This window comes from Bradyrhizobium sp. Bra78, from assembly GCF_024519855.1.
In the GTDB taxonomy this organism is placed as follows: domain Bacteria; phylum Pseudomonadota; class Alphaproteobacteria; order Rhizobiales; family Xanthobacteraceae; genus Bradyrhizobium; species Bradyrhizobium japonicum_G.
Genome location: NZ_JALJRE010000023.1, coordinates 1 through 13752 on the forward strand (window position 1 = coordinate 1; position 13752 = coordinate 13752).

At 65.5% G+C, this 13752-nt stretch carries 13 protein-coding genes; 3 read left to right on the forward strand and 10 right to left on the reverse strand.

Annotated elements, in window-relative coordinates; all coding sequences use genetic code 11:
* Positions 1-323 precede the first annotated feature (323 nt).
* The 10 genes from OC450_RS33015 to lptF form a co-directional block, all read right to left on the reverse strand.
* On the reverse strand, positions 324-1076 hold the full coding sequence (locus OC450_RS33015; RefSeq protein ID WP_211385436.1) for a Crp/Fnr family transcriptional regulator: 753 nt from the start codon (positions 1074-1076) through the stop codon (positions 324-326).
* Positions 1077-1414: 338 nt separating this feature from the next.
* Positions 1415-1651 (reverse strand): hypothetical protein, encoded by a 237-nt coding sequence (locus tag OC450_RS33020; RefSeq protein ID WP_211385437.1) that lies wholly within the window; start codon positions 1649-1651, stop codon positions 1415-1417.
* A 72-nt stretch (positions 1652-1723) separates the two neighbouring features.
* Entirely contained in the window at positions 1724-1897 is a 174-nt protein-coding gene (locus OC450_RS33025; protein ID WP_249129309.1) for a Flp family type IVb pilin, read from the reverse strand.
* Between the two features lie 154 nt (positions 1898-2051).
* The gene (locus tag OC450_RS33030) at positions 2052-3110 is read right to left on the reverse strand and encodes an alcohol dehydrogenase (protein WP_211385438.1); all 1059 of its coding nucleotides are present in this window, start codon (positions 3108-3110) and stop codon (positions 2052-2054) included.
* Between the two features lie 25 nt (positions 3111-3135).
* Entirely contained in the window at positions 3136-3990 is an 855-nt protein-coding gene (gene rsmA, locus OC450_RS33035; RefSeq protein WP_211385439.1) for a 16S rRNA (adenine(1518)-N(6)/adenine(1519)-N(6))-dimethyltransferase RsmA, read from the reverse strand.
* Positions 3987-5003: a 4-hydroxythreonine-4-phosphate dehydrogenase PdxA gene (pdxA, locus tag OC450_RS33040; RefSeq protein WP_211385440.1), complete on the reverse strand. Its 1017-nt coding sequence runs from the start codon at positions 5001-5003 to the stop codon at positions 3987-3989. Before pdxA ends, rsmA begins: the two co-directional genes overlap by 4 nt.
* The gene (locus tag OC450_RS33045; protein ID WP_211385441.1) at positions 5003-5929 is read right to left on the reverse strand and encodes a SurA N-terminal domain-containing protein; all 927 of its coding nucleotides are present in this window, start codon (positions 5927-5929) and stop codon (positions 5003-5005) included. Before OC450_RS33045 ends, pdxA begins: the two co-directional genes overlap by 1 nt.
* 70 nt (positions 5930-5999) lie before the next feature.
* Entirely contained in the window at positions 6000-8456 is a 2457-nt protein-coding gene (locus OC450_RS33050; protein WP_410050534.1) for an LPS-assembly protein LptD, read from the reverse strand.
* A gap of 32 nt (positions 8457-8488) precedes the next feature.
* Positions 8489-9586: an LPS export ABC transporter permease LptG gene (lptG, locus tag OC450_RS33055; protein WP_211385443.1), complete on the reverse strand. Its 1098-nt coding sequence runs from the start codon at positions 9584-9586 to the stop codon at positions 8489-8491.
* A complete protein-coding gene (lptF, locus tag OC450_RS33060) occupies positions 9583-10752 on the reverse strand; it encodes an LPS export ABC transporter permease LptF (RefSeq protein WP_256809238.1) in 1170 nt (389 codons plus the stop codon). The genes lptG and lptF overlap by 4 nt, the downstream gene beginning before the upstream one ends.
* Positions 10753-11093: 341 nt before the next feature.
* Here lptF and OC450_RS33065 point away from each other — a divergent pair, with 341 nt between their 5' ends.
* The 3 genes from OC450_RS33065 (at position 11094) to OC450_RS33075 (ending at position 13713) form a co-directional block, all read left to right on the forward strand.
* Positions 11094-12593, forward strand: a complete 1500-nt coding sequence (locus tag OC450_RS33065; RefSeq protein ID WP_211385445.1) for a leucyl aminopeptidase — start codon at positions 11094-11096, stop codon at positions 12591-12593.
* Positions 12594-12599: 6 nt separating this feature from the next.
* Positions 12600-13052: a DNA polymerase III subunit chi gene (locus OC450_RS33070; RefSeq protein ID WP_211385446.1), complete on the forward strand. Its 453-nt coding sequence runs from the start codon at positions 12600-12602 to the stop codon at positions 13050-13052.
* Positions 13053-13179: 127 nt separating this feature from the next.
* Positions 13180-13713: a hypothetical protein gene (locus tag OC450_RS33075; RefSeq protein ID WP_211385447.1), complete on the forward strand. Its 534-nt coding sequence runs from the start codon at positions 13180-13182 to the stop codon at positions 13711-13713.
* The last annotated feature ends 39 nt before the right edge of the window (positions 13714-13752 follow it).

Sequence of the window (13752 nt, forward strand, 5' to 3'; positions counted from 1 at the left end):
GCCTGCATGGTTCGAGACGCCCGCTTTGGCGGGCTCCTCACCATGAGGGTCTGATGTCTCACCGCAAAACGCGACCTCATCCTGAGGGCCCGCCGTAGGCGGGCGTCTCGAAGGATGGGCCGCAGGCAAGCTGCCCGCCACGCTTTTCTTCATATGCGATAGCCCTGGGCCTATCAGGGTGTGAAGCGAGCATGACTTCGCCGTCCCCGCGACCTCAGGCGGAGCGGGACCATGGACCTGCGCGAGGGCGAGCTGATCGGCATGAAATGGCGCGAATTGCAGCGCGTCGCGGACTTCAGCCCGGCCCATCTGCGCCTGAAGCGTCAATCGCCGCCGCGAGCGCGAGGCGCCGAAATGCCGGGGCTCGACCGATGCCGCCGGCCCATCACTTCGTCAAAGTGCTTCTTCACCCAATCATTGCAACAGCAGGCTCTGGCTTCGAGCGCCGGCGCATCGAGGATCAAAATGGCGCCGCGGCGGGTCGCGAGGATCCGTCTTGCCTTGAACATCTGGATGACGCGGCTGGCGTAGCTGCGGGACACGCCGAGCAGGCCGGCGAGCTGCTCGTGGGTCAGAGGGATCTCGGGGCCGCCGATATGCTCGCGCGCGAGGATGATCCACTTGGCGGCGCGCTGCTCGATCGAATGCGCGGCGTTGCAGGCCGCGCTCTGGAGCAGTTGCGCGAACTGGCAGTCGGCATAGTGCAAGAAGACCTGCTGGAGCGTGGCCGACCGCTGCTGCGCCTGCTCGAGCGCGCGCAGCGGCAACCGGACCAGGGTGCCGCCCAGCTTCACGACGATGCGCGAATAAGCGGGCGAGGCGCTGCCGCCGAAGGCAATGCCCACGGCGCCCTCGCGCCCCACCAGCAGGCTTTCGACCTCGCGATCGTCCTCGACCGGCACGGCGAACGACACGAGCGTGGGGCCGCAGGGAAAATGAGCCGCCGCCACCTCGTCGCCGGCGTGATGCAGGATATCGCTCGCCTCCAGTTCGACAGGCTGGAGGTGAGGGCCGAGCAGTTCGAAATCCGCGTGGCTGAGCTGCTGGAGAAGATCGTTTTGGGGCCGGCCGGTCACGTGTCTTGCTCTGGCCGGGAATCGGCGCGAGCCGGAACCCTACGTTTCCGCGACGAAGGCGACGGTTCCAAAGTGCACACAAGGCGGCTTCGTGCGTTGAAAACTTGCAGGTCCGGCTTACGGAATTCCGGAAGTCACCGTGGTCAGGCCGCAGGGAACGCCGGACCCGCGGTATTTCGTGTCACGAACTCTGTGCAGCAGTGCACATATAAGGCGCGCGGGTCGGCATAGCATCGTCCTCGCCGGGCGCCGTACCCCGTGCGCTCTGCCCGACGGACCGCCGGCCTGTACCTCGAACGCCGCCGGGCCGGCGGGCCCGAGGGCGACGGGAAGGATCATCACCCGAAGCGCGCTTCGCAGTCATGCGCAGGCCGGCTTTTTTCCACGTGCGCGCGATAGGCGTCGATCGCCCTGTTGGCGAGCATCAACTGCCGGCGTTCGCCGGTCCTGAGCTGGGCTTCGATGGCATCGAGCAGGAGGTTCGCGGTCTCGTCCGGAGGGCCGAGCTCTCCGCTCAGCTCGAGACAGCTCCAGGCGATGAAGAATGCGCTTTCGACGGTGCAGCGAATGGACATGGCTGCCAACGCGGCGCGGCCGTTGCCGTTCCGAGCTTGGTGTCGCGTCACTGGGCGAAAGTGCGGGCGGCGCTACTTGAGCGAGGTGCTGATCGAGCTGAACTTCTTGTTCAGCGTCGAGCCGAGGTTGTTGACGACGGCGATGATTGCGAGCGCGATGCCGGCGGCGATCAGGCCGTACTCGATCGCGGTGGCGCCGGATTCGTCGGCAAGAAATCGGCGAATGGAGCAGCGGATGGTCTGCATGGTCTCACCAGAATTCCAGGAAGGATGCTGGAGAGATATATAGTGTGCTGGTCGCCGGTTCCCCTATTCGGAACCGGGCCTTGCGTCAATTCCGAGTTAATTTTGCCGAGGAAAAGCGCGGCGGCGAATGAAGCTCCTCCGCCGCCACAGAAACTCAGTTCTTCAGCACGATGCGGCCGACGACCTTGCCGGCGCGCAAGCTGTCGATCCATTTCTGGACGTCGCCCATCGGTTCCTCGCGCATCGGCGTCGGCTTGATCTTGCCGGCACGGGCGAGCGCCATCAGTTCGCGGGCCTCCGCGAGCGTGCCGACCATGAAGCCCTCGATGGTCATGCGCTTGTAGACCCACTGCACCATCGGCAGCGTGAACTGGCCGCCCATCAGGCCGGAGACCACGATCTTGCCGCCGCGCGCGGCAACGGCGACGGCGAAGGCCATGGACTTCTCGTTGCCGGCGAAATCGACGATCTCGTCGAAACCGCCGTCGGTCTCCTTGAGAATGCGCTTGATCACGTCGGGCTCGGCCGGATCGTAGGCAACCGCCGCGCCGTTCTTCAGCGCGGTGTCGCGCGCAGCGGCGCTGAGGTCGGCGACCGCGATCGGCTGCTTGAACATGGCCTCTGCAAAGGAAAGGCCCATCATGCCGACGCCGCCGAGACCGATCAGCAGCAAATTGCGCTGGCGCGGACGATCGACGAGGCGCTTGAGCGCGCCGTAAGCGGTGACACCGGAGCACATCAGCGTCGCGGCCTGGTTGACGGGCAGGGGATCGTAATCGAGCAGGTATTTTGCGTCGGGCACCAGCACGTGGGTGGCGAAGCCGCCGTCGATCGAGACGCCGAGGAAGCGCTGCTTGGCGCAGAGATTCTCGTCGCCATTGGCGCAGTCGCGGCACTGGCCGCAGCCGATCCACGGAAACACCGCCTTCTTCGCGCCGACAAGGCCGGCGGCGACGTCGGGGCCGACTTCGTCGACCACGCCGGCGATCTCGTGGCCGAGCGTGAAGGGCAGCGTCATGCCGCGCGTGGTGTCGAGCTTCTTGCCGCCGCCGAGATCGGCATAGCCGTCCTGGATGTGCAGATCGGAGTGGCAAAGGCCGCAGCGCTCGATACGCACCAGGACCTCGCGCCCTTGCGGCTTTGGCGTGTCGACGATGGTCTCGCACAACGGCGCATCGAACTTGACCAGGGACTGCCGACGCATCAACGCCATTTTCTTTCCTCCGGAATTTCCGTTATCAGCCTTCGCTGCGTATATCGGCCAATTCATGCGCCATGGCAACAAAGCCGGAGATCGGAATGGTCTCCGCGCGCCGCGTCGCATCGACGCCGGCGGCTTGCGCAAGGCGTGCGGGATCGACGCCCAGAGACTTCAGGCTCTGGCGCAGCATCTTGCGACGCTGGCCGAAGGCGGCAGCCGCGACCTGTTCGAGCAGTTTGCGATCGCAAGGCAGAGGCTTTTCGCGCGGCACCAGGCGCACGACCGAGGAGGTGACCTTCGGCGGCGGCACGAAGGCGGACGGCGAAATGTCGAACAGGATCTTGGTCTCGCAGCGCCAGTTGGCGAGCACGCCGAGCCGGCCATAGGCTTCATCGTCCTCGCGCGCGACGATGCGCTCGCCGACCTCGCGCTGGAACATCAGCACCATCGTCTCGTACCAGGGCGGCCATGGCTCGGTGGTGAGCCAGCCGATCAGGAGCTGGGTCGCGATGTTGTAGGGCAGGTTGGCGACGATTTTTGCTCTTTCGCCATCGAGCAGCGGACGCGGGTCGAAGGTCATGGCATCGCCATGCACGATCTCGAGCCGGCCGGGATAGCGCACGGAAATATCCTGCAACGCCGGGATCGCGCGCTCGTCATGCTCGATCGCGATGACGCGCCTGGCGCCGAGCGCAAGCAGTGCGCGGGTCAGTCCGCCCGGGCCGGGGCCGATCTCGACGATGGTGGAGTCGTCCAGCGGCGCCGCCGCGCGCGCGATGCGCGCGGTGAGATTGAGGTCGAGCAGGAAATTCTGACCGAGCGATTTGCGGGCCGAAAGCGCGTGCTGGCGGATGACCTCGCGAAGCGGCGGGAGGTCGTCGATCGCGCTCATCGGATTGTCGCAGCCGCCATGCGGCTCGCAAGCCTCAAGGCGGCGATCAGGCTCGCCGGGTTGGCCTTGCCTCTGCCGGCAATGTCGAAGGCGGTGCCGTGATCGGGCGAGGTGCGGATGAAGGGCAGGCCGAGCGTGACGTTGACCGCGTCGTCGAACGCCACCGTCTTGATCGGGATCAGCGCCTGGTCGTGGTACATGCAGACGGCGCAATCATAGCTGTTTCGCGCGGCTTCGTGAAACATGGTGTCGGCAGGAAGCGGTCCCTTCGCCTCGATGCCGTCGCTGCGCAGCGCCTTGAGGGCCGGCGCGATCACGGTCTGCTCCTCGTGGCCGAGCGAGCCGTCCTCGCCTGCATGCGGGTTGAGGCCGGAGACCGCGATGCGCGGCCTATCGATGCCGAAGCGGGATTTGAGCTCGGCTGCGACGATGCGCACGGTCGAGACGATCAGCTCGCTGGTCAGCTGGGCCAGCGCATCGCGCAAGGAGACGTGGATGGTCACGGGCACCACGGCGAGCCGAGGCGACCACAGCATCATCACCGGCTGGGGCACGCGGCCGTGCTCAGCGGCGAGCTCGGCGAGGAATTCGGTGTGGCCGGGATGGCGGAAGCCAGCGCGATAGAGCACGCTCTTGGCGATCGGATTGGTGACGACGGCGCCGGCGCGGCCCTCGCGGACGTCGGTGACCGCCTGGCGGATCGAGGCGAGCGCGGAAGGGGCGCTGGATGCGTCGGGCTTGCCGGGCTCGGCCGTCGCGCGCGTGCCGGTCGCAACCACGGGCAGGGCCTCGGCGAAGGCAGCTTCGGCCTCGCCGGGGCTCACTTCGGCGATCCCGATGTCGGCTCCGAGCGCTTTCGCGCGGCGGGCGATCAGCGCAGGGTCACCGAGGAGATAGAAGGCGGGCAGGCCCAGTTCGCGGCGCCCGAGCCAGGCTGCGATGGTGATGTCGGGACCGATGCCGGCGGGCTCTCCCAGGGTCAGGGCGAGGGGCTTGGCAGGGGGCTTGGCCATCAGCGGTTGCGATATTCGATCATCGCCGCCTTGCGGAGGTCTTCGAGATAGGCCTTCTGGGTCTTCTCGTATTTCTCCTGATACATCTTGTCGCGAACCTCGCGCTTTTTCGGCGTGTCGATCGTGGTCGGCTTGCGCGAGCACAGCACCACCATCTCGATGCCCGACTTGGTCACCTCGGGCGCGGTCAGGTGGCCGATCGCCGTGTCGTCGAGCACCTTGCGCAGCGCCTCGGGCAGGTCCGCGGTGGTCTTGGTGACGGCATCGCGGATGGTGGCGTTGGGCGTCGAGCGGAACAGCGAATTGGCTTCCTCGCAGCTTCCGACGCGCGAGCGATATTGCTCGGCTTCCTTCATCCGTGTCTCCTGGAAGGCCGCAGACGAGCCGCGCGGCACGATCAGCACGATCGGCTGCATCTTGTATTCGGTGCCCTCGATCTGGAGCTTGTCGCCGGTCTGGGCCTGCACGGCCTCCGCGACGTCGCGCTCGCCGACCATCAGCTTCTCCTTGAAGCGGCCGCGCACGAGGCTGGTCCAGACCATCTCGGCCTTCATGCGCGCCTTCAATGTTTCAGGGCGAACGCCTTTAACATCGAGCGATTTGGTGAGCATCTCCGGCGAGATGCGCATGCGCTGCGCCATGTTCTCGTAGGATTGGTTGATGTCGGAGACCCCGGGATCGACGCCGTATTTCTTGCCCTCCTTCAACTTCACCTTCTCGTCGATAAGCTCGTTGATGACCACCTGCCGGGCGGGGGTCTTCTGCGTGGTCAGCTGGATGAGCTTAGCGCGCTGCTCGATGTCGAAATCGGTGATCGGATCGCCGTTGACCATGACGACGATGTTCTGCGCCCGCACCGGCGCGCCGAGCAGGAACAGGGCGGCGAGGACGAGGAGGAGGCGGAGGACAGGCAATGGAGTCGTCATATTTTTTTCGCTCGCATGTCAGCCGCGGTGAGCCTGCGATGGTGCAAACGCGGCCGTCACTTCAAACCGTTCACTGGAAGCCGGAGGTCCCGGAACCGCTGGTCGCCGACGAGGTCGCCAGCGTGCGCAGGCCGATCTGGAACATGAACGCGTGGCTCAGCACGGGCGGCGTCGAGCCCGCGGAATAGCTATACGAAGTTACATAGTTCGCCGCCAGCACGAAGCAATCGTCGACATAGCCGGCGCCGAGCACATACTGGTTGATCTTGTTGGCTTCCAGGTCCCAACGCGCCGAGCCCGTCACCACCCAATTGGTCGCGACCTTGATCGAGCCCGAGGTCAGGATGCCCTCGCGGCGCGTCAGATAGCCGAGTTCCGGTTGCGGCGCGTAATTGCCGTAGATCATCGCGACCGACCAGCGATCGAAGTTGGCGCGGCCCTCCGCCTCGAAGCGCTGGACGTTCCAGGTCTGCTCGTCCATGCGAGAGCGAACGCTGAACGTATAGGTGCGGTTGGGCGAGTAGCTGGCGCTCGCGACGTAATCGGAACGCGGCTTGTCGAGGCCGGAATCCAGGCCGGTGTTGATGGAGTCCTGGACCGCGTAGGAGTTCATGCCGAACAGCTGGTAGGACTGTCCGAACAGCACCTTGACGGCGCCTCCCTTGTCGAACTGCGTGGTGGACTGCACGCCGACATTGGCGCGGCCGCCGCCCTCGACGCGGTCGTAGCCGGAGAACTTGTCGACGCTGAACAGGTTCGAGGCGTCGAACACCATGCTCTGGGCGTCCTCGTTGGGGAACTTGCCGGCATAGGTCTCGTTCGGCCGGATGATGACCTGCGCGATCGGCTCGATGGTGGTCGAGCCCCAGGGCTGAACGTTGATGAAGGGGTAGCGGTATTCGAGGCCCACGGTCGGCATCAGGCGGAACGCCTGGGTGTCGCCGACGGGAAGGTAGTTCGACACGCCCGGCTGGTTCGAGATCGACGAGTTGATCGCATCGGCGCGAAGGATGGCGAACGGCGTCCAGATTTCACCGAACGGATCGGTGTAGGACTTGCGCCACTGCGCTTCGGCCGTCAGGCGGGTGTAGGTGCCGGGAAAGCCGCGCAGCAGGCACTGCGAGGGCGTGCGCGCGAGCGGGTCGGCCGACGTCGTCGTGCACAGGCTGCCGGTGTTGGCGAGCGTCGTGATCGGATCGAACACCGCGTCATTGCGCGACAGGTTCACGAAATTGGTCTTGTAGCTGAACTCGCCGCCGAACACTGGATAGTTGAGCACGTTCGAGTAGTCGATCACGGGGTAGACGACCGGCACCTGGCCCTGGTTGCCCGAGAAGCTCAGCCAGTACATCGTGCGCGCGTCGAAGAAGCTGCGATTGCCGACGCCGGTCAGATAGAGCTGCGAGATCGCGTCCGTCGGCAGGTTCAGGAACGATCCGAGCGGATCGCGGTACGCCGCCAGGCGGTAATCGGACATGAAATAGTAGTCGGAGAGCAGGACGCCGTCCCAGCCCCAGACCCATTTGTCGTTGAGCGCGAACTGTCCCTTGGTCTCGACGCCGCCGCGGAACTGGCGGTCGCCGGGCTGCCCTGCGAACTGGTCGCGGTCGAGCTGGTCGATGCCGTAGACGCGGATCTGATAGGCGCCGTCCATCAGGCGCTGGCGGAACTCGGCCTGGAACAGCACGCCCTGCTTGGACGTGATGCGCGGGTTGAAGGTCGCGTCCATGTCGGGCGCGATCGCCCAGTAGAACGGGATTTCGACGCCGTAGCCGAACGGGGTGTACGACGTGAAGCCCGGCATCAGGAAGCCGGTCTTGCGCTTCACCGTCGGGTCGGGCGTCGAGAAATAGGGCATGTAGGCGAGCGGCACGCCGAAGAATTCGATCTGCGCCGTCTCGAAATACAGCATCTTCTCCTGCTGGTCGTGGATGATGCGCGCACCCTTGACCTGCCACAGCGGCGGCTTCTTCGGATCGTCCTTGCACGGCGCGCAGGCCGTGTAGACGCCGTTCTCGAACACCGTGTAGTTGCCGCTGGAGCGGTCGGCGCGGCTCGCGGCCATGCGGGTCTGGTCGGCGGTGTCCACGCGCAGCGAATCGACGAAACCGTCGCGGTAGTCGTCGGACAGATCCATGATCTCGGCATAGGTGATCTTGCCGTCGGCATCCGTCATGCGGATGTTGCCCTCGGCATGGAGCCGCTTGGTCTTCTGGTCGTAGACGACCCGATCCGCCTCGACGCTGGTGCCGTTGTAGAACAGCTGGACGTTGCCGACCGCGGAGACGCGCGAATTGTTGTAGTCGTAGTCGACCTCGGTCGCCTGGACCAGCATCTGGTTGTCGTTGGCGACCTTTGGCGGCTTCGGACGCGGCGGCAGCGGATTATAGCTGAACTGGGCGGAGGCGGGCGCCACGGCGGCGACGTCGATCAGCCCGCCGAGCGAGGCGGCCGTGACGACGGCGAGCAGGAGCCTGCGGATGGACAAGCCGCGCCCGTTCGCGCGCACCACGATGCGCTGCGTCAAACGAGACACGAGCCTTCGGTGGACGGCCGTCACTATCCGTCCTCCTGATAGAGCAAGGCCAAAAAGCCGGTGAGGCCGCCCACCACCACGGGCAACCACGCCGCAGCGATCGGATGCATCAACTCAGCCTTGCTCAAATCTTCAGTCACTTTCGACAGAACGTAGAGCAGAAAGCCTGCGCCCACGCCACTCAAAACCATCTTCTGCACGCCGCCCATCCGGAAGAAGCGCAACGACACGGAGGCCGCGAGCATCACCATGGCCGCAAGCAAAAACGGCTGCGCCAGCAGCTTCTGATACTGGAGTCGGTATCCGGCTGTCGCGAAGCCCGAGCTTTCGGAGGAGCGGATGTAGCCCGGTAGTTGCCAAAAGGACACAGTCTCGGGGGTGGAAAAGCTGTTGCGGACCTGCGCCTCGGTCAGTGTCGTCGGAATCGCCAAAACGGCCTGCTCGGTCGGCGCCGCGTTGAGCGAGAAGCGACGGACGTCCCTGAATATCCATTGTCCGGTTTCGAGTTCCGCCTCGCGCGCCTCGACGCGTTCCTTGAAGTGCTGCTCTGTGTCGAACCGAAACAGCGTGAGCCCGGTGAGCCGGATACCCTGCTGCTCGCTGCGCGCCGCATTGATGATCGTCTGGCCGTCGCTGGTGACCTGATTGAGCCAGAAGCCGGAGGCATCCTGGATGCCGCCGCCGGGCGCCGAGCCGAACAGCTCGGCCTCCATGCGCTTGGAGAGCTCGCGCAGATTGGCCGACAACGGATTGTAGGCGACGGTGGCGATCACCCCGATCAGCAGCGCGCTGCCGAGCGCAGGCGAGATGAACTGCCAGGCCGAGATGCCGGCGGCGCGTGCCACCACCAGCTCGAGCCGGCGGGAGAGGGCGAGATAGCAGGTCATGGCGCCGATCAGCATGCAGAACGGCGTCAACTTCTCCAGAAGCTGCGGCACCCGGAACAGCGAGGTCTCGGCCACCATGATCGCCGAGGCGGAAACCAGCCCCGAGGTCTTGCGCACCATCTCGATGTAGTCGACCAGCACCAGCAGCAGGAAAATGCCGGCGAACACGCCGAGCGCCGCGACCACGAAGCGGCCGGCGAAATAGCGCCCGAGTGTATTGGTGAGCATGCTCATGCGGTGGCCGGCCGTCCGAACAGCCGCGCGATGCGCGCGTTCGACCTGTTGATGGCCTCCATGAGGCGGGGAGGCGGTTCGACCACGATGCCGCCGATGATCATCCACAGCCCGACGCCGATGGAGCCCAGCACCATCGCGTATTGAACCAGCACGGCGCCCGGCGACTTCACCGCCATCACCGAGCAGGCGAAGCCTGCCATGCGCAGGCCGAACACGGCGATCACTGAACCGCCGATCGAGAAGTTGCGGCTCTGGCGGGTGGTGCGCGGCGCGCCGAGGAAGGCGAAGGTCAGCACCGCGAAGGCGAAGGGATAGATCGGCGCCAGCAGGCTGTCATGCAGGGCCGAGCGGAACTGCCCGGGGATCTGCTTGTAGACCGGATCGTCCTCGGACGGCGAGAACAGCTCCCAGAGGTAACGCTCGCGGATGCCGAGCGTGACGTCGCGGCCCTGGCCCGAGAACTTCGACATGTCGAAGCCGTAGCGGTCGAACGCCACCAGCGCGGGATCGCGCTTGCCCGCTTCGAAGCGCTGCAGGTTGCCGGTCTCCAGCACCAGGAAAGATCCGGTCTCGTTCTTCACGACTTCGCCGTGCTCGGCGACGATCGAGACGCGCTCGTTCGGATCGCGGCGGTCGTCGATGAAGATGCCGGCGAGGATGCCGCCGGGCTGGCGTTCGCGAATCCGGATCGTCAGGTTCTTGTCGAGCTGGGCGAAGCGGCCGGGCTGGAGGATGTTGGTGAGCACGTCGGCGGTGATCTCGGCGTCCCACTGCTTGATCCGTCGCATGCCGTCGGGGGCGAGATAGGCCGCGATGAAGGCGACCAGCAGCGCCACCACGCAGGTGGCGTAGAAGAATGGATAGAACAGCCGGAACGGCGAGAAGCCGGCCGCATTCATCACGATGATCTCGGAATCGGTCGCGAGCTTGTTCAGCGTGTGCGAGACCGCGATCATCAGCGCGATCGGCGAGATGATCAGGACCAGGGCCGGCACGACGAGGCTGGTGATGCCGAGGAAGGTGAGGATGGTCTGCCCCTGGCTCGTCATCAGGTCGATGCCGCGCAACGCCTGCGTAATCCAGATCACGCCCGTGAGGCTGACCAGGACCAGCGCAAACGACGCGAGCGTCGTGCGGAATATATACCTATCGATCGACCCCATGCGCGACCGTACGATTCCCACCAAGTCCCCGATGCCGGCCGGCATTCCGGCTGTCCAACCAATCCCCGATCAGGAGATCCCCAAGGTCGGCCAGCCATCTCTTCCGACAGCTCACTCTCTCACTACCATCCCTTTGATCCGTCAACAAAATGGCTGCCCCGTGGCACCCTCAATATAAGGTTAATATTTCCCTCGTTGTGGCCGCTCGGCCACGCCGGGCGCTTGGCATCTGCCGCGCCGGTGGCCCATAGTGGGGAAAGTCCAGTGAATCGCCGTTCAGCTCCGGCCCGTGGCCGGGACCGCCGAACGACGGAAAGCCCGGTGTTTTGAAGGAGTTACACATGTCCGATGCCATCAAGGTCGGCTTTGTCCCGTTGTCCGCTGCCGCCCGTGGCATCCTCGTCGTGTTCTGCGACGACAGTCTGAAGCTCGGCCCGGCGACCGCCAAGGCGCTCGGCGGGGCCACCGACCTCGTGAAGCGGGCGGCTTCCGCGGCCGCCTTCAAAGGCAAAAGCGGGGCTGCGCTGGACATCCTGGCGCCGGAGGGGGTGAAGGCCACCCGGCTGATCGTGGTCGGCGCCGGCAAGGCGGCCGGCCTGAAGGCGAATGACTTCCTCAAGTTCGGCGGCGTGGCGGCAAGCAAGCTTTCCGCCGGCGCCACGGCCATGACCATCATGGCGGAACTGCCCGACGGCGCCATGACCAGCGAGCAGGCGGTCGCGATCGCCGCAGGCCTGCGGCTGCGCACCTACAAGTTCGATCGCTACAAGACCAGGAAGAAGGACGGCGAGGAGGGCGGCTTGCGCGCCGACGTCTCGCTTGCGGTCGGCGATGTCGCCGCGGCCAAGAAGGCGTTCGCCTCGGCCGGCCACGTCGTCGACGGCGTGATCATCGCGCGCGACCTCGTCAACGAGCCGCCGAACGTGCTTTTTCCTGAAGAATTCGCGCGCCGCGCCAGTCAGCTCCGCAAGCTCGGCGTCAAGGTCGAGGTGCTCGACGTCAAGGCGATGGACAAGCTCGGCATGGGCGCGCTGCTCGGCGTCGGTCAGGGCTCGGCGCGGCCGAGCCGCACCGTGATCATGCGCTGGGACGGCGGCAAGAAAGGCGAGGCGCCGGTCAGCTTCGTCGGCAAGGGCGTCTGCTTCGACACCGGCGGCATCTCGATCAAGCCGGCCGGCAGCATGGAGGACATGAAGGGCGACATGGGAGGCGCTGCCTGCGTCGTCGGCCTGATGCATGCGCTCGCGGCGCGCAAGGCCAAGGCCAACGTGGTCGGCGCCATCGGCCTCGTCGAGAACATGCCCGACGGCAATGCGCAGCGCCCGGGCGACATCGTCACCTCGATGTCGGGGCAGACCATCGAGATCATCAACACCGACGCGGAAGGCCGCCTCGTGCTGGCCGACGTGCTCTGGTACGTCGCCAAGAAGGTGAAGCCGAAATTCATGGTGGATCTGGCGACCCTGACCGGCGCGATCGTGGTCGCGCTCGGCACCGAGCATGCCGGCATGTTCTCCAACAATGACGAGCTCGCCGACCGGCTGCTGACGGCCGGCATCGAGAGCGGCGAGAAGGTCTGGCGCCTGCCGCTCGGCCCCGAATACGACAAGCTGATCGATTCTCAGTTCGCCGACATGAAGAACACCGGCGGCCGTCACGGCGGCTCGATCACCGCGGCGCAGTTCCTGCAGCGTTTCGTCGACGGCACGCCGTGGGCCCATCTCGACATCGCCGGCACCGCCATGGGCGCGCCGAAGACCGACATCAACCAGAGCTGGGGAAGCGGCTACGGCGTCCGCCTGCTGGACCGTCTGGTGGCAGATCATTACGAGCGCAAATGACCCAAGATGACTGAAGTGCTGTTCTACCATCTGCAAAACATGACGGTGGAGAACGTGTTGCCGCCGCTTCTCGAGAAATCGCTCGAGCGCGGCTGGCGCGTCGTGGTGCAGTCGACTTCGCCCGAGCGCGCCGATGCGCTCGACGCTCACTTGTGGACCTATCGCGACGATTCCTTCCTGCCGCACGCGACATGGCGCGTGAACGACGCCGCCGATCAGCCGATCGTGCTGGCGATCGAGGAGGACAATCCGAACGGCGCCAATGTCCGCTTCCTGATCGACAATGCCGCGCTGCCGCAGGACGGGCAGGGCTATGAGCGCATGGTTCTGCTGTTCAACGGCGACGATCCCGACGCGCTTGCGTTCGCCCGCAGCGCCTGGACGGATTGCAAGGCGAAGGGATTTGATGTCACCTATTGGCAGGCCGACGAGCGGGGCCGGTGGCAGCGTCGGAATTAGCGGCCGATCGCAATTAATGATAATTTGCACTTTTCGGGCGATGATGGTTTCGGTCACCTTCGTGCCGCAAAGTGATGTTGGGACAATCGCTTAAGGCTGGTCCTTCACGCGGGGAATTTGGTTTATCGTGCGACATCAAAAGCTTCCCAGCTCGCTCATAGTTGCGTTAGCCGCCATAGCACCGCTGGTCGCGGGCTGCTCTGGCGCGACCGATCTGCTGTCCAAGGACGCGCAATGGTTCAACACGCCGAGCCGCCTGTTCATCAAGAGCATCTCGATTGAATCGCCGCCGCTGACCCCCGACAAGCCGGTGACGGCCGAGGATCTGGTCAGTGCCGACGGCGCCTGTCCCGGCATGGCGCCGCCCCCCGGGCCGGCCGACGCCAACGCTTCGACCACGGCACCGGCGCCCATGGGCGGCACGGTCGCGCTCGGCCACACCGAATGCGACGTGGTGCGCGGCATCGGCGCGCCCTCGAACGTCAACCTCTCCGGCGATGCCGCCGGCCGCCGCGTCGCCGTGCTCACCTGGACCGCCGGTCCGCGCGCCGGCATTTACACCTTCACGTCCGGCCGCCTGTCCTCGATCGAGGGCACGCCGGAAGCGCCGGTGATGCCGAAGGCGACCAAGCCGAAGCCGAAGAAGAAGGCTGCGACGTAACACGGCCTTCTGCCCTGAAATTGGTTGCGGCTGTCAAAT